Genomic DNA, 15,674 nt, shown 5'->3' on the forward strand with positions numbered 1-15,674 from the left:
CTCACGACACGCCGAAACGGGCTGCCAAGGCGTCCCGTTGCCGTCGGACGAACGCCGCGTCCACCACCGCTCCGTGACCGGGCACGTACGCAGCGTCCTCGCCGCCGAGCGCCAGCAGCCGGTCCAGTGCGGACGGCCATCGCGACGGTACGGCGTCCGGGCCCGCCTGCGGTTCCCCGGACTCCTCGACCAGGTCGCCGCAGAAGACCACCTCCGGTGAACCGGGGATCAGTACCGCCAGGTCGTGGCCCGTGTGGCCCGGACCCACGTTCGCCAGCAGGACCTGGCGGCCGCCTCCCAGGTCCAGCGTCCACTCGCCGGAGACCGGATGCCGGGGCGGCGCCAGCGCGTCCACCGCCGCGTCGGCGTCGGCGACCGGCAGTCCGTTGCGTACGGCGTCCAGGCGCAGCTCCTCGCGCTCGTACGCGAACACCGCGTCGACGCCCACCGCCCCGTACACCTCCGCCCCGGCGAACGCCGCCGCCCCGAAGACGTGATCGAAGTGCGGATGGGTCAGCGCGAGATGGGTCACACGGCCACCGGCCAGTTCCTCGGCCCGTGCCCGCAGCCGCGCGCCCTCGGCCAGGCTGGAGCCGGCGTCCACCATCAGCGCCGTACCCTCCCCGAGGACCAGACCGGCCGTGCAGTCCCAGCCGGGCAGCCGGCACCGGCCGACCCCCGCGGCGAGCCGTTCCCACCCCAGCTCTTCCCAAGTCACCGTCATACCGCGACGCTAGCCGCACGAGCCGCCGGGACCGCACCGACCTTGCCCTCGGTGTACCCGACAGCCGTACACTGGGCCGGGGAACGCTGGCACTCCCATGCGAAGAGTGCCAGGCGGGTGAATCGCAGGCCCGAGTGGAACCGAGGGGACACGTGCTGGAGGTGCGCGCGGATGCTGAGTGAACGCAGGCTGCAGGTGCTGCGCGCCATCGTCCAGGACTACGTCGGCACCGAGGAGCCGGTCGGGTCGAAGGCCCTGACCGAGCGGCACAGCCTCGGCGTGTCCCCCGCGACGGTCCGTAACGACATGGCGGCCCTGGAGGACGAGGGGTACATCGCACAGCCGCACACCAGCGCCGGGCGGATCCCCACGGACAAGGGCTACCGGCTGTTCGTCGACAAGCTGGCGGGCGTCAAGCCCATGACCGCGCCCGAGCGGCGTGCCATCCAGAACTTCCTGGAGGGCGCCGTCGACCTCGACGACGTGGTGGCGCGGACCGTGCGGCTGCTCGCGCAGCTCACCCGGCAGGTCGCCGTCGTGCAGTACCCGTCCCTGACCCGGTCCACCGTGCGGCACGTGGAGCTGCTCTCGCTCGCCCCCGCGCGCGTGATGCTCGTGCTGATCACGGACACCGGCCGGGTCGAGCAGCGGATGGTCGACTGCCCGGCGCCCTTCGGCGAGACCTCCCTCGCCGATCTGCGCGCGCGGCTGAACAGCCGGGTCGCCGGCCGCCGGTTCGCGGACGTGCCGAGGCTGGTCGAGGACCTGCCGGAGGCCTTCGAGGCCGAGGACCGCGGTACGGTCTCGACAGTGCTCTCCACTCTCCTGGAGACACTCGTCGAGGAGAACGAGGAGCGGCTGATGATCGGCGGTACCGCCAATCTCACCCGCTTCCCGCATGACTTTCCCCTCACGATCCGGCCCGTCCTGGAGGCCTTGGAGGAGCAGGTCGTGCTCCTCAAGCTCCTCGGCGAGGCGAAGGATCCGGGCGTGACCGTGCGCATCGGGCACGAGAACGCCTACGAGGGACTCAACTCCACCTCCGTGGTGTCGGTCGGCTACGGTTCGGGCGGCGAGGCGGTTGCCAAGCTCGGCGTGGTCGGACCGACCCGCATGGACTATCCGGGAACGATGGGAGCGGTACGCGCAGTGGCACGGTACGTCGGACAGATCCTGGCGGAGTCGTAAGTGGCCACGGACTACTACGCCGTTCTCGGCGTGCGCCGCGACGCTTCGCAGGATGAGATCAAGAAGGCGTTCCGCCGGCTCGCGCGCGAGCTGCACCCGGACGTCAACCCGGATCCGAAGACCCAGGAGCGGTTCAAGGAGATCAACGCCGCTTACGAGGTGCTGTCGGACCCGCAGAAGAAGCAGGTCTACGACCTCGGCGGCGACCCCCTCTCGCAGGCCGGCGGCGCCGGCGCGGGCGGCTTCGGGGCCGGCGGCTTCGGCAACTTCTCCGACATCATGGACGCGTTCTTCGGTACGGCGTCCCAGCGCGGCCCGCGCTCGCGCACCCGGCGCGGCCAGGACGCGATGATCCGCATCGACGTCGAGCTGGACGAGGCGGCCTTCGGGACCACCAAGGACATCCAGGTCGACACCGCGGTCGTCTGCAACACCTGCAACGGTGAGGGCGCGGCGCCCGGTACGACCGCTCAGACGTGTGACATGTGCCGGGGCCGCGGTGAGGTCTCGCAGGTCACCCGGTCCTTCCTGGGCCAGGTCATGACCTCGCGTCCGTGCCCGCAGTGCCAGGGCTTCGGGACTGTCGTGCCGACGCCGTGCCCGGAGTGCGCCGGCGACGGCCGCGTGCGCTCGCGCCGCACGCTGACCGTGAAGATCCCGGCCGGTGTCGACAACGGCACGCGGATCCAGCTCGCCGGTGAGGGCGAGGTCGGGCCGGGCGGCGGTCCGGCGGGTGACCTGTACGTCGAGATCCACGAGCTGCCGCACTCGACCTTCCAGCGGCGCGGTGACGATCTGCACTGCACGGTGACGATCCCGATGACGGCGGCGGCGCTCGGCACCAAGGTGCCGCTGGAGACGCTGGACGGCATGGAGGAGGTCGACATCCGGCCCGGCACCCAGTCCGGCCAGTCGATCCCGCTGCACAACCGGGGAGTCACGCACCTGCGCGGCGGCGGCCGGGGTGACCTGGTCGTGCACGTCGAGGTGCAGACGCCGAGCAAGCTGGACCCCGAGCAGGAGCGGTTGCTGCGCGAGCTGGCCAAACTGCGCGGCGAGGAGCGACCGCAGGGGCAGTTCCAGCCGGGGCAGCAGGGGTTGTTCTCGCGGCTGAAGGATGCCTTCAACGGGCGCTGAGCCTCGCCGGACCAGGCGCGTACGGGGTGCTTCGGCACCCCGTATGCCGTTGTCCTATGCCGCGGGAAGCCCCGATTCGGACTCTTTCAGAGGACGTGACAACATGCGGTCATGTCCTCCGCGCTGACCGATCTCTTCCCCTACCCGATCGTGCAGGCCCCCATGGCGGGCGGCGTCTCCGTACCGCAGCTCGCCGCCGCGGTCTCCGAGGCCGGTGGCCTCGGGTTTCTCGCCGCCGGGTACAAGACCGCCGACGGCATGTACCAGGAGATCAAGCAGCTGCGGGGGCTCACGAGCCGCCCGTTCGGCGTGAACGTGTTCATGCCCCAGTCCGAGTATGCCGAGTCCGGCGCGGTAGAGGTCTACGCCCATCAGCTGGCCGGTGAGGCCGCCTGGTACGAGACCGAGCTGGGCGACCCGGACAGCGGCCGGGACGACGGCTACGACGCCAAGCTCGCCGTCCTCCTCGACAACCCGGTGCCGGTGGTCTCCTTCCACTTCGGCGTGCCGAGCCGCGAGGTATTCGACAACCTGCGCCGCGTCGGCACCCGCACCCTGGTCACCGCCACCACCGCCGAGGAGGCCCGCGCCGTCGAGCGGGCCGGGGCGGACGCGGTGATCGCGCAGGGCGTGGAGGCGGGCGGCCACCAGGGGACCCACCGGGACCTCCCCGAGAACGACGGGGCCGGCATCGGGCTGCTGTCGCTGGTCGCGCAGATCCGGGAGGCCGTGAGCATCCCGGTCGTCGCCGCCGGCGGCATCATGCGCGGCAGCCAGATCGCCGCCGTCCTCGCGGCCGGCGCGAGCGCGGCGCAGCTGGGCACCGCCTTCCTCGCCACCCCCGAGTCCGGGGCCCAGGACGTGCACAAGCAGGCGCTGACCAACCCCCTGTTCGCGCGCACCGAGTTGACCCGCGCCTTCTCCGGCCGCCCGGCGCGCGGACTGGTCAACCGCTTCCTGCGCGAGCACGGCCCGTACGCCCCCGCCGCCTACCCGGAGATCCACCACCTCACCGCGCCGCTGCGCAAGGCCGCCGGCAAGGCCGGGGACGCGCAGGGCATGGCGCTGTGGGCCGGGCAGGGGCACCGGCTGGCCCGCGAGCTGCCCGCCGGGGAGCTCGTGGAGGTGCTGGCCGCCGAACTCGACGCCGCCCGGACAGCGTTGTCGGCCAAGGGGGGCCTGCGATGACCGCGCCGGTGTTCGTCGTCGAGGACTTCGGCTCGGACCGTTACCGCTATGTGCTGGACGGCCCCGAGGGCCGGCACGCGGTCTCGGTCAAGCGGCTGCAGCCCGGCGAGGAGGTCGTCCTCACCGACGGCGCCGGGCGCTACGCGGTGTGCGAGGTGATCGGCAGCGAGGGCAAGGACCGGCTGATCGTTCACATGGGCGGGATCTCCGAGGAGCCGGCGCCCAGCCCCCGGATCACCGTCGTGCAGGCCCTGCCCAAGGGCGACCGGGGCGAACTCGCCGTCGAGACGATGACGGAGGTCGGTGTCGACGCCGTCGTGCCGTGGCAGGCGGCCCGCTGCATCACCCAGTGGAAGGGCGACCGGGGGCTGAAGTCCCTCGGCAAGTGGCGGGCCACCGCACGGGAGGCCGGCAAGCAGTCCCGCCGGGTCCGCTTCCCTCAGGTCGCGGACGCCGCAACCACCAAGCAGGTTGCCGCACTTCTCGCCAAGGCCGACTTCGCCGCCGTGCTGCACTCCGACTTCGAGCACGAGAGCGGGCGGCTGGCGACCGCCGAACTCCCCGCCGAGGGCGAGATCGTGCTGGTCGTCGGGCCCGAAGGAGGCGTCGCGCGGGACGAGTTGGCGCTGTTCGAGGAGGCGGGTGCGAAGGCGTACGTACTCGGTCCTACCGTGTTGCGTACATCAACCGCCGGCACCGCCGCCGTGGCCCTGCTGCTGGGCCGCACCGGCCGCTGGTCCTGACCCACCCGGGGGACACCGTGGAACTCGCCCAAGTCCGGCTCCTCGTCACCGACTTCGCCGCCTGCTACCGCTTCTACGCCGACGTCCTCGGCCTCAAGCCGCAGTCCGGGGCGACCGGGGGCCCGTACGAGAAGTTCAGCCCGCACACCGGCTCGGCGGGGATCGCCCTGCAGGACCGCGCGATGATGGCCGAGGTCCTGAACGAGCTGGGCGAGACGGCCACCGGTCACCGCTCCCTCGTCGTCCTGCGCGTCGACGACCTGGACGCCTACGTGTCGCAGATCACCGCCCGCGGCGCGCAGCTGCTCCACGGCCCGGCCCCCATGACCGACCGTATGCGCGTCGCCCACCTCAAGGACCCGGAGGGCAACCTGGTGGAACTCCAGGAGTGGCTGCTGCTGCGAGGGTGACGGCGGCGGCTTCAAGGAGGCCCCCGCGGCCGTCCGCCACACACCCCGCGTACCAGTAGCCGCCGGCGACATATCGGCCGGAGCCGGCCTCGCCCTCTCGGAAAACGATCCGGGTGTAGCCGCCGTCGCGGTAGAGGCCCAGCACCTCGCGGCAGCTGTCGCCGTCGGCGTGCTTGTGTCGGACGGTCCACCGGTACACCGTTCCGTCCGGCAGGACAAGCCGCCTGAGCCTGTGATGATCGCGCATCGGCCCAGCCTGGGCCGCCCGTTGGTTCGGCGGCGATGGGAAGTGCCGGGATGTGTCGTCGGGCGGGTGCGGCGTCGTGGTTGCCCGCGCCCGAGCGGCGGTAGCCGCATATCCGATACGGCCGCGCGCCCCTTCGCGAGCGCGTCCCGCGCCCCGTACGGGTGAGTGGCCGTATGCGGCCTTCCCCGGTGCCTGTGTCGGTGGCACGCTGCCCTGCATGGGGGTTTTGAGAGGGAATCGGCGTGGGATGCGCGTGGTGGCCGCAGCGGGTGTCGTCATGGGAGCCGGCGCGGCCCTGGTGGCCTGTCAGCCCGACGATCTCAGCAGCGCGACCGTCGCCTACACCACCGACACCACCGCGACGGCCGAGCTCCGGCAGCATCGTGTCGACGTCAGTTGGCTCACCTGTACCGGCAACGACGGCAACGGCGGCAGCGCGGCGGGGCGGCGGCCCTCGCCGTCCGAGACCACCGTGGTCTCCGTCGACTGCCAGGGCGAGACCAAGGACGGGCGGAAGATCACCGTCACCGGGAAGGTGACCAAGGCCGTCGACGGCGCCTGTGTACGCGGGGATCTGACCTCCAGGGTCGCGGGCAGACAGGTGTTCCACGTCAGCGGGCTCGGCGACTGCGGCGCCACGCACGGACCGACGTTCAGGCCGCCCACCTACCGGCCCGGCGGTGGCCGGCCCACCGTGACGGTCACCGTCACCCGCACCGTCTGGTGCAAGGGCGACCCCACCTGCTGGCCCGCCGAAGGCAAGTGAAGTGATCGGAAGGGGAGCGGGGTGTGCCCGGCGCTGCGTACAGTGACGGGGTGACCCAGGGTGCTTCGACGGTGACCACGACGTCCGCCGCCTATCTCCGATTCCCCCATGTGCATGGCGACTTGGTGGCCTTCGTCGCCGAGGACGACGTCTGGCTCGCGCCTCTCGACGGCGGCCGGGCCTGGCGGGTCAGCGCCGACAACATGCCGGTCACCAAACCCCGGATGTCCCCCGACGGACGCCTCCTCGCCTGGACCTCCACCCGGGACGGCGCGCCCGAGGTGCATGTCGCCCCCGTCGACGGCGGCCCCGCCGACCGGCTGACCCACTGGGGCAACCGCCGTACCGAGGTGCTCGGCTGGACCGCCGACGGGCGGGTGCTCGCGCTCGGCGCGCACGGCCGGCACAGCTTCCGCCACAGCTGGGCGCACGCCGTCCCGCTGGACGGCGGACCCGCCGAGACCCTCCCCTACGGCCCGGTCGGCGATGTGACCTTCGGCCCGGCCACCGTGCTGCTGTCCGCACCCATGGGCCGCGAGGCCGCCCACTGGAAGCGCTACCGGGGCGGCACGGCGGGCAAGTTGTGGATCGACCGGGAGGGGAACGGGGAGTTCGTCCGGCTGCACGAGGACGTCGACGGGAACATCGAGTGCCCGGTGTGGGCGGGGGAGCGGATCGCCTTCCTCTCCGACCACGAGGGCACCGGCGCCCTGTACTCCTCCCTCGCCGACGGCTCCGACCTGCGCCGCCACACGCCCCTGGACGGCTTCTACGCCCGGCACGCCTCCGGCGACGGCACCCGGGTCGTCTACAGCAGTGCCGGTGAACTGTGGCTGCTGGACGACCTGGAGGGTGCCGAGCCGCGCCGGCTGGACGTGCGCCTCGGCGGGCCCCGGATCGATCTGCGGCCCCGTCCGGTGAACGCCGCCCGCTGGTTCGGCGAGGCGGCCCCGGACCACACCGCGCGCGGCAGCGCCGTCTGCGTGCGCGGCGGGATCCACTGGATCACCCACCGCTCCGGGCCCGCCCGCGCCCTCGCCGCGAACCCCGGGGTCCGCGCCCGGATGCCGCGCGCCTTCCGCGCCGAGGGCGAGGAGTGGGTGGTGTGGGTGACGGACGCGGAGGGCGACGACGCCCTGGAGTTCGCCCCGGCCACCGGCACCGTGCCCGGTGCCACCCCGCGCCGGCTCGCCGCCGGACAGCTCGGCCGGGTCCTGGAGCTGGCCATGGCCCCCGACGGCAGCCGGGCCGCCGTGGCCGCGCACGACGGACGCCTGCTGCTCGTCGAGCGGGAGACCGGAGAGGTCCGCGTGGTCGACAGCAGCGACGACGGCGAGGTCTCCGGCCTCGCCTTCTCACCCGACTCCGCCTGGCTCGCCTGGGCCCACCCCGGCCCCCGCCCGCTCTCCCAGCTGCGCATCGCCCACACCACCGACCTGTCGGTCACCGAGGCGACCCCGCTCCGCTTCCAGGACTATGCCCCCGCCTTCACCCTCGACGGCAAACACCTCGCCTTCCTCTCCAACCGCGCCTTCGACCCGGTCTACGACGAGCATGTCTTCGACCTCGCCTTCGTGGTCGGCGCCCGCCCGCACCTGATCACCCTCGCCGCCACCACACCCTCGCCCTTCGGCCCGCAGCGCCACGGCCGCCCCTTCGAGACGCCCGACAAGGACGAGACCCCCGACAGCGAGGGCACCCCCGCCACCCGCATCGACCTCGAGGGCCTCGCCGACCGGATCGTCCCGTTCCCGGTCGAGGCCGGCCGCTACTCCACCCTGCGCGCCGCCAAGGACGGCGTGCTCTGGCTGCGCCACCCCGTGCACGGCGTCCTCGGCACCGCCCGCGCCCACCCCGAGGACCCCGGCCCGCACACCGAGCTGGAGCGCTACGACCTCGCCCAGCGACGCCTGGAACACCTCGCCTCCGACGCCGACCACTTCGAGGTCAGCGGCGACGGCAAACGCGTCCTGCTGTGGAGCGACGACCGGCTCCGGGTCGTCCCCAGCGACCGCCGCGCCGGCACCGACGACGACGGCGACACCAGCGTCACCGTCGACCTCGCCCGCATCCGGCAGACCCTCGACCCGGCCGCCGAGTGGCGGCAGATGTACGACGAGACCGGCCGCCTGATGCGCGACCACTTCTGGCGGCCCGACCTCGGCGGCGTCGACTGGACCGGCGTCCTCGCCCGCTACCGCCCGCTCCTGTCCCGCCTCGCCACCCACAGCGACCTCGTCGACCTGCTGTGGGAGCTGCACGGCGAACTCGGCACCTCGCACGCCTACGTCCTCCCCTCCGGCGGCCGTGGCGGCGGCCCCCGGCACGGCCTGCTCGGCGCCGACATCTCCCGCCATCCGGACGGCAGTTGGCGCATCGACCGCATCCTGCCCTCGGAGACCTCCGACCCGGACGCCCGCTCGCCGCTCGCCGCACCCGGCGTCGCCGTCCGCCCCGGAGACGCGATCATCGCGGTCGCCGGCCACCAGGTCGAGCCGGTGACGGGCCCCGGTCCGCTGCTCGTCGGCACCGCGGGCCACCCGGTGGAGCTGACCGTCTCCCCGGCGGGCGGCGGCGAACCCCGCCACACCGTCGTCATCCCGATCGCCGACGAGGAGCCCCTGCGCTACCACGCCTGGGTCGCAGGTCGCCGCGCCCACGTCCACGCCGCCTCCGACGGCCGGCTCGGCTACCTCCACATCCCCGACATGCAGGCCCCCGGCTGGGCGCAGATCCACCGGGACCTGCGCGTGGAGGTGGCCCGCGAAGGGCTCGTGGTCGACGTCCGCGAGAACCGCGGGGGCCACACCTCCCAGCTGGTCGTCGAGAAGCTGGCCCGCCGCGTCATCGGCTGGGACCTTCCGCGCGGCATGCGCCCCACCAGCTATCCCCTCGATGCCCCGCGCGGCCCGGTCGTCGCCGTCGCCAATGAGTTCTCCGGCTCCGACGGCGACATCGTCAACGCGGCGATCAGGGCCCTCGGCATCGGCCCGGTCGTCGGCACCCGCACGTGGGGCGGCGTCATCGGCATCGACAGCCGCTACCACCTGGTCGACGGCACCCTGGTCACCCAGCCGAAGTACGCGATGTGGCTGGAGGGGGTGGGCTGGGACGTGGAGAACCACGGGGTGGACCCGGATGTGGAGGTCGTGCAGAGGCCTCAGGACTGGGCGGAGGGCAGGGACGCCCAACTCGACGAGGCGATCCGGCTCGCCCTGGAGGCACTGGAGGAACGGCCCGCGAAAACCCCGCCGGGAATGCCGACCTGATACGACTACGATGCACCGGTATCGATCACCAGCGTGAGGAGGCACACGCATGGCGGGAGAAGCGCAGGACGACTGCCTGTTCTGCAAGATCGTCGCGGGCACGATCCCGGCGACGATCGTCCGCGAGACAGACACCACCGTCGCCTTCCGGGACATAAACCCCCAGGCCCCGACCCACATCCTGGTGATCCCCAAGGCCCACTACAAGAACGCCGCCGTCCTCGGCGCCGAAGCGCCGCAACTCGCCGCCGACGTCCTCGCCGAGACCCAGGCCGTGGCCGACGAGGAAAAGCTCGAAAGCTACCGCACGGTCTTCAACACCGGCAGCGGCGCGGGCCAGACCGTCTGGCACGCCCACGCGCACGTCCTCGGCGGCCGTGGCATGCAGTGGCCCCCCGGGTAAGACACCGTGTCCGTACGTGAACTGGTGGTCCTCGGCACCGCCAGCCAGGTTCCGACCCGGCACCGCAACCACAACGGCTATCTGCTGAGGTGGGACGGCGAGGGCATCCTGTTCGACCCCGGCGAGGGCACACAGCGGCAGATGGTGCGCGCCGGGGTCGCCGCCCACGACCTGAACCGGATCTGCGTCACCCACTTCCACGGCGACCACTCCCTCGGCCTGGCCGGCGTCATCCAGCGGATCAACCTCGACCAGGTGCCGCACGAGATCACCGCGCACTACCCGCGCTCCGGGCAACGCTTCTTCGACCGGCTGCGGTATGCCACGGCCTACCGGGAGACCGTCGGCGTCACCGAGGCGCCGGTGGCCGCCGACGGCATCCTCGCGGTGACCCCGTCGTACACCCTGGAGGCCCGCAGGCTGTCGCACCCGGTCGAGTCCTACGGCTACCGGCTGATCGAACCCGACGGCCGCCGCATGCTGCCCGACCGGCTCGCCGCGCACGGGATCAAGGGCCCGGACGTCGGCCGGCTGCAGCGCGAGGGACGGCTGGGGGAGGTCACGCTGGAGGACGTCAGCGAGGTGCGGCGCGGCCAGCGGTTCGCGTTCGTCATGGACACCCGGCTGTGCGACGGCGTGCACGCCCTCGCGGAGGGCTGCGACCTGCTCGTCATCGAGTCGACGTTCCTGGACGAGGACGTCGAACTGGCCGTGGAGCACGGGCACCTGACCGCAGGGCAGGCCGCCGCCGTCGCCCGGGAGGCGGGCGTACGGCATCTCGTCCTCACCCACTTCAGCCAGCGCTACACCGAACCCGAGGAGTTCGAGCGGCAGGCGCGGGCCGCCGGTTTCGAGGGCGAGCTGACCGTGGCGCACGACCTGCTGCGGGTGCCGGTTCCGAAACGGCGGTAAAAGATCCGTACGATGCTCTGATGCCCCTCCCGAAAGCAGAACTGCACCTCCACATCGAAGGCACCCTGGAGCCGGAGCTGGCGTTCGAGCTGGCCGCCCGCAACGGCGTGACCCTGCCGTACGCGGACACGGACGAGCTCCGCAAGGCCTACCGGTTCGAGGACCTCCAGTCCTTCCTGAACCTGTACTACGAGCTGATGGCCGTCCTGCGCACCGAGCAGGACTTCGCCGACCTGGCGAACGCCTACCTCGCCCGGGCCGCCGCGCAGGGCGTGCGGCACGCGGAGATCTTCTTCGATCCGCAGGCCCATGTGGTGCGGGGCGTTCCCCTGGGCACGGTCGTGGAGGGGCTGTGGCGGGCGCTGGGTAGCAGCGAGCGGAACCACGGCGTCTCCACCGGGCTGATCCTGTGTTTCCTGCGGGACGAGTCCGCCGAGTCGGCCCTGGAGATCCTCCAGGCAGCCCGGCCGTACCTGGACCGGATCACCGGCGTCGGCCTGGACTCCGCCGAGGTCGGGCATCCGCCGGTGAAGTTCCGGGAGGTGTACGAGGCCGCCGCCGGGCTCGGCCTGCGGCGCGTCGCGCACGCCGGTGAGGAGGGGCCGCCGGAGTACATCACCGAGGCCCTGGACGTGCTCGGCGTCGAGCGCGTCGACCACGGGCTGCGCTGCATGGAGGATCCGGCACTGGTCGAGCGGCTGGTGCGGGAGCGGATCCCGCTCACCCTGTGCCCGCTGTCCAACGTCCGCCTGCGCACCGTCGACACGCTGGCCGACCACCCGCTGCCGGCCATGCTGGACGCCGGCCTGCTGTGCACGGTCAACTCCGACGACCCGGCGTACTTCGGCGGGTACGCCGGCGACAACTTCGACGCCGTTCAGCGGACCCTGGGGCTCGGTGAAGACCGGCTGCGCGAGCTGGCCCGCAACTCCTTCCTCGCCTCCTTCCTGGAGGACGACGAGGAACGGCGGGCCCGCTACATCGCCGAGGTCGACGCGTACGAGTTCGGGGACGCCGTGTCGTAGGCACGCTGCGCGGGTACGGCGGGCGACTCCACCGGGACTTCCACGACCGGCAGGGGCCGCCTGCCCGCCCGCAGCGCCACCGCCGTCATCGGTACGGCGATCAGCAGCAGCCCGGCGCCGAGCACCCGTCCCATCACCGGGAAGCCCGCGCCCGCCGCCAGCATGTTCCCCGTGAGCGGTCCCGCCGCCGTACCCAGTGAGGCCGCCGAGCCGACCAGGACCGCCCAGCGGCCGCGCGGGTCGAGGGAGGCGGCGAGGCCGATGACGTATGACAGGACGACCGGGTAGAGCAGGTTCCAGGAGATCTCGCCCGCTGCGAAGGCCGTCAGATCGGTCGCGGACGCGCTGAGCGCGATGCAGCCCGCGATCAGTGCCGTACCGGCGCCGATGGGCACCGCCCGGCCCAGCCGGGGGCCGAGCGCGCCCGCGCCGACGACCCCGACGAGTCCGGCGCCGAGCGCGACCGCGAACACCGCGCCGACGGTGACCTCGGTGAGGTGGGCCTGGGCGAGTCCGATCCGGCCGCTGACGCCCCAGAGGGAGTTCTGGGCGAGCGACCAGCAGGGCATGGCGGCGGCCAGCAGCAGCCCGGTGCGGGGGCGGGGGAGCCGGCCGTGCGCGACGGTCGTACGGGCCGGTGCGGTACGACCGGACAGGCGGCCGGTGACCGGGAGGACGGCGAGTGCCGTGAGCGCGATGGCGGCCAGCGGCAGGCCGTGGCCGGGGCCGAGGTGGGGGATCGTCAGGTACAGGGCGCCGGCCAGGGCGGAGACGCCGAGCAGACCCAGTGTGGTGACCCGGTGCGGATCGCGGTGTGCCGCGATGCCGCTCGCGGCGACCGCCGTGACCGTGCCGGAGCCGAATCCGCCGACGACCGCGCCCGCGACGACGGCCGGCACGAAGGCGGTGAGGGCGGCGCCGCCGTAGCCGAGGACGGCGAGCGCGAGGCCGAGCCGGGCGAGCGTGCGGGGGCCGATGCGGTCGACCCGGGAGGCCAGCAGGAAGCCGGCCGCCGCCGAACTCAGCAGCAGCGCACTGCCGATCGCCCCGGCCTGGGTGGGGTTGAGCGGAAGCGCGGAATCGAGCCGCCCGACGGTGGTCGGCAGCAGATAGGGCGCGAGATACCCGGCCGTGAAGAGGGCGACGAGGGGCCAGGGCAGGGGGCGGGGCGCGGACACGGGCGTTCCAGGGCAGGCGAAAGGAAGGGATTGCAGAAGGGGAAGGGCGACGCCTGTCGACGGACAGGAACCCGCGAAAAAGTTGTACCAAGCACGCGGTTCCGGGAAGAAGGGCGGCGGGTGCGATCTGCGTCACTTTTCGGTTTGTGTGGGATGGGGTCGGGTAGGAGCCGCTAGGCTCGTTCTCATATGTGGACGTCATTCATAAGGGGAGATGGTCAAGGTGGGCGGCGATCCGAGTCCCGAGGCAGTGGCGCGGCGGCTGCGGGAGGGGATGGCGCGCGGGGTGCTGTCCTTCCCGCTCACCGCGTTCCATGACGACGGCTCCCTCGATCCCGACGGCTTCCGCACCCATGTCGCCGGCCGGCTCGCCGCCGGGCCCGGCGCCGTCTTCCCGGCCTGCGGCACCGGGGAGTTCTTCTCGCTGGACGAGGAGGAGTACCGGACGGTCGTCCGGGTCACGGTCGAGGAGGCGGCCGGACGCGTGCCGGTCGTGGCCGGGACCGGGTACGGCTGGGCGCAGGCCGCCCGGTTCGCGCGGATCGCCGAGGAGGCCGGTGCCGACGCCCTGCTCGTGCTGCCGCACTACCTGGTCGACGCCCCGCAGGACGGCCTCGCCGCCCAGCTGGAGCGGCTCGCCGAGCGCACCCGGCTGCCGCTGATCGCCTACCAGCGCGGCCAAGTCGCCTATACGGCGGACTCCTTGCGGCGCATCGCGCGCATCCCGAACGTCATCGGGCTCAAGGACGGCCACAGCGACCTCGACCGGCTCCAGCGCCTCACCCTCGCCGCCCCCGACGGCTTCCTCTTCTTCAACGGCGCCGCCACCGCCGAGATCCAGGCCCGCGCCTACGCCACCGTCGGCGTCCCCGCCTACTCCTCCGCCGTGCATGCCTTCGCCCCCGAGATCGCCGGCGCCTTCTTCGCCGCCCTGCGGGACGCCGACAACGGGACCGTCGACAAGCTGCTGCGGGACTTCTACGTGCCGTTCGTGGAACTCCGTGACCGCGCCCCCGGATACGCCGTGTCCCTGGTGAAGGCGGCGGCCCGGCTGCGCGGACAGCGCGTCGGCCCCGTGCGCGCCCCGCTCACCGGCCCCGGGCCCGCCGACCTCACCGACCTCAAGGCCCTGCTCACCGCCGGACTCGACCTCGTAGGAGCCTCCCTGTGACCCGTGACCTGACCATCGCCGAGGTGCGGCTGACGCCGATCCTGGTCGCCGACCCGCCGCTGCTCAACACCCAGGGCGTGCACCAGCCGTACACCCCGCGGCTGATCGTGGAGATCGTCACCGCCGACGGGATCACCGGGCTCGGCGAGACCTACGGCGACACCAAGTACCTGGAACTCGCCCGCCCGCTGGCCGAACGGCTCACCGGTCGCTCGGTCATGGACGTGAACGGACTGTTCGCGATCGACCTCGGCGTGGACGCGTCCCGGGTCGAGGGACAGGTCGACGCCGGCGGGCTGCGCGGGGTGCAGAGCGCCGACAAGCTCCGGCTGTCGGTGCTGTCCGCCTTCGAGGTCGCCTGCCTGGACGCCCAGGGCAAGGCGCTCGGGCTGCCCGTGCACGCGCTGCTCGGCGGCAAGGTGCGGGACGCCGTCGAGTACAGCGCCTACCTGTTCTACAAGTGGGCCGGCCACCCGGAGGGTGTGGTCTGCGAGGAGGACGACTGGGGCGCCGCCCTCGATCCGGCCGGAGTCGTGGAACAGGCGCGGAAGTTCAAGGAGCGGCACGGCTTCACGTCGTTCAAGCTCAAGGGCGGTGTCTTCCCGCCCGAGGAGGAGATCGCGGCCGTACGGGCCCTCGCCGAGGCCTTCCCCGGGCATCCGTTGCGCCTGGACCCCAACGGCGCCTGGTCGGTCGAGACCTCGCTGAAGGTGGCGAAGGAACTCGGGGACGTCCTGGAGTACCTGGAGGACCCGACGCTGAGTACGGCGGCCATGGCCGAGGTGTCGGCGGGGACGGAGGTGCCGCTCGCGACCAACATGTGCGTGACCACCTTCGGGGAGATCAAGGAGGCGTTCACGCGTGACGCCGTGCAGGTCGTGCTCTCCGACCACCACTACTGGGGCGGGCTGCGCAACACCCAGCGGCTCGCCGCGGTCTGCGCCGCCTTCGGGGTCGGGGTGTCGATGCACTCCAACACGCATCTGGGCATCAGCCTGGCGGCGATGACCCAGGTCGCGGCCACGGTCCCCGGGCTTCACTACGCGTGCGACTCCCACTATCCCTGGCAGTCCGAGGACGTCCTCACCGAGCGGCTGGAGTTCCGGGGCGGGAAGGCCGAGGTCTCGGACGCCCCCGGCCTCGGGGTCGAGCTCGACCGGGACGAACTGGCCCGGCTGCACCGGCGGTGGGACGACGACGGTTCGCTGCGCGACCGTGACGACGCGGCCGCGATGCGGGTGGCCGAACCGGGCTGGCGGCAGCCGGTGATGCCCCGCTGGTAACGCCCTGTGCGGCGGGGTGATTGGTGCACA

At 72.7% G+C, this 15,674-nt stretch carries 14 protein-coding genes; 12 read left to right on the top strand and 2 right to left on the bottom strand.

Translation table 11 applies throughout. The features are described from left to right. Window position 1: 1 nt before the first annotated feature. The gene (locus SRB17_RS02865) at window positions 2–724 is read right to left on the bottom strand and encodes an MBL fold metallo-hydrolase (RefSeq protein WP_153534293.1); all 723 of its coding nucleotides are present in this window, start codon (window positions 722–724) and stop codon (window positions 2–4) included. Between the two features lie 171 nt (window positions 725–895). Between SRB17_RS02865 and hrcA the strand changes: the two genes are divergently transcribed. The 10 genes from hrcA (at window position 896) to SRB17_RS02915 (ending at window position 12,012) form a co-directional block, all read left to right on the top strand. After that, entirely contained in the window at window positions 896–1,912 is a 1,017-nt protein-coding gene (gene hrcA, locus SRB17_RS02870; protein ID WP_153534295.1) for a heat-inducible transcriptional repressor HrcA, read from the top strand. After that, window positions 1,913–3,049 carry a molecular chaperone DnaJ gene (gene dnaJ, locus SRB17_RS02875; protein ID WP_323374881.1) on the top strand — a complete coding sequence of 379 codons (1,137 nt, stop codon included), beginning with the start codon at window positions 1,913–1,915 and terminating at the stop codon, window positions 3,047–3,049. 111 nt (window positions 3,050–3,160) lie between these two features. Beyond that, window positions 3,161–4,237: a nitronate monooxygenase gene (locus SRB17_RS02880; RefSeq protein ID WP_153534297.1), complete on the top strand. Its 1,077-nt coding sequence runs from the start codon at window positions 3,161–3,163 to the stop codon at window positions 4,235–4,237. Beyond that, window positions 4,234–4,980 (top strand): 16S rRNA (uracil(1498)-N(3))-methyltransferase, encoded by a 747-nt coding sequence (locus SRB17_RS02885; protein ID WP_153534299.1) that lies wholly within the window; start codon window positions 4,234–4,236, stop codon window positions 4,978–4,980. The genes SRB17_RS02880 and SRB17_RS02885 overlap by 4 nt, the downstream gene beginning before the upstream one ends. A gap of 17 nt (window positions 4,981–4,997) precedes the next feature. Beyond that, the gene (locus SRB17_RS02890; RefSeq protein WP_323374882.1) at window positions 4,998–5,390 is read left to right on the top strand and encodes a VOC family protein; all 393 of its coding nucleotides are present in this window, start codon (window positions 4,998–5,000) and stop codon (window positions 5,388–5,390) included. 494 nt (window positions 5,391–5,884) lie between these two features. Next, the gene (locus tag SRB17_RS02895; protein WP_153534301.1) at window positions 5,885–6,403 is read left to right on the top strand and encodes a hypothetical protein; all 519 of its coding nucleotides are present in this window, start codon (window positions 5,885–5,887) and stop codon (window positions 6,401–6,403) included. Window positions 6,404–6,453: 50 nt separating this feature from the next. Further along, window positions 6,454–9,672, top strand: coding sequence for a S41 family peptidase (locus tag SRB17_RS02900; RefSeq protein WP_323374883.1), 3,219 nt, complete (start codon window positions 6,454–6,456; stop codon window positions 9,670–9,672). A gap of 49 nt (window positions 9,673–9,721) precedes the next feature. Then, window positions 9,722–10,075, top strand: a complete 354-nt coding sequence (locus tag SRB17_RS02905) for a histidine triad nucleotide-binding protein (protein ID WP_153534303.1) — start codon at window positions 9,722–9,724, stop codon at window positions 10,073–10,075. 6 nt (window positions 10,076–10,081) lie between these two features. After that, a complete protein-coding gene (locus SRB17_RS02910) occupies window positions 10,082–10,987 on the top strand; it encodes a ribonuclease Z (protein ID WP_323374884.1) in 906 nt (301 codons plus the stop codon). A gap of 20 nt (window positions 10,988–11,007) precedes the next feature. Continuing rightward, entirely contained in the window at window positions 11,008–12,012 is a 1,005-nt protein-coding gene (locus SRB17_RS02915; RefSeq protein WP_153534305.1) for an adenosine deaminase, read from the top strand. Here the strand turns inward: SRB17_RS02915 and SRB17_RS02920 are convergent. Further along, window positions 11,964–13,190 (bottom strand): MFS transporter, encoded by a 1,227-nt coding sequence (locus tag SRB17_RS02920; protein WP_323374885.1) that lies wholly within the window; start codon window positions 13,188–13,190, stop codon window positions 11,964–11,966. The two genes, SRB17_RS02915 and SRB17_RS02920, sit on opposite strands and share 49 nt — an antisense overlap. Before the next feature lie 214 nt (window positions 13,191–13,404). Here SRB17_RS02920 and SRB17_RS02925 point away from each other — a divergent pair, with 214 nt between their 5' ends. Further along, window positions 13,405–14,361, top strand: coding sequence for a 5-dehydro-4-deoxyglucarate dehydratase (locus SRB17_RS02925; RefSeq protein WP_153534309.1), 957 nt, complete (start codon window positions 13,405–13,407; stop codon window positions 14,359–14,361). Beyond that, on the top strand, window positions 14,358–15,644 hold the full coding sequence (locus SRB17_RS02930; RefSeq protein ID WP_323374886.1) for a glucarate dehydratase family protein: 1,287 nt from the start codon (window positions 14,358–14,360) through the stop codon (window positions 15,642–15,644). The genes SRB17_RS02925 and SRB17_RS02930 overlap by 4 nt, the downstream gene beginning before the upstream one ends. The last annotated feature ends 30 nt before the right edge of the window (window positions 15,645–15,674 follow it).

Origin of the sequence: Streptomyces sp. RB17 (assembly GCF_009604455.1) — a bacterium.
In the GTDB taxonomy this organism is placed as follows: domain Bacteria; phylum Actinomycetota; class Actinomycetes; order Streptomycetales; family Streptomycetaceae; genus Streptomyces.

Bases quoted from the DNA above. Each gene is read 5' to 3' on its own strand.
- SRB17_RS02865 (WP_153534293.1), bottom strand. From the start codon at position 724: ATGACGGTGACTTGGGAAGAGCTGGGGTGGGAACGGCTCGCCGCGGGG.
- hrcA (WP_153534295.1), top strand. From the start codon at position 896: ATGCTGAGTGAACGCAGGCTGCAGGTGCTGCGCGCCATCGTCCAGGAC.
- SRB17_RS02880 (WP_153534297.1), top strand. From the start codon at position 3,161: ATGTCCTCCGCGCTGACCGATCTCTTCCCCTACCCGATCGTGCAGGCC.
- SRB17_RS02885 (WP_153534299.1), top strand. From the start codon at position 4,234: ATGACCGCGCCGGTGTTCGTCGTCGAGGACTTCGGCTCGGACCGTTAC.
- SRB17_RS02895 (WP_153534301.1), top strand. From the start codon at position 5,885: ATGCGCGTGGTGGCCGCAGCGGGTGTCGTCATGGGAGCCGGCGCGGCC.
- SRB17_RS02905 (WP_153534303.1), top strand. From the start codon at position 9,722: ATGGCGGGAGAAGCGCAGGACGACTGCCTGTTCTGCAAGATCGTCGCG.
- SRB17_RS02915 (WP_153534305.1), top strand. From the start codon at position 11,008: ATGCCCCTCCCGAAAGCAGAACTGCACCTCCACATCGAAGGCACCCTG.
- SRB17_RS02925 (WP_153534309.1), top strand. From the start codon at position 13,405: ATGGTCAAGGTGGGCGGCGATCCGAGTCCCGAGGCAGTGGCGCGGCGG.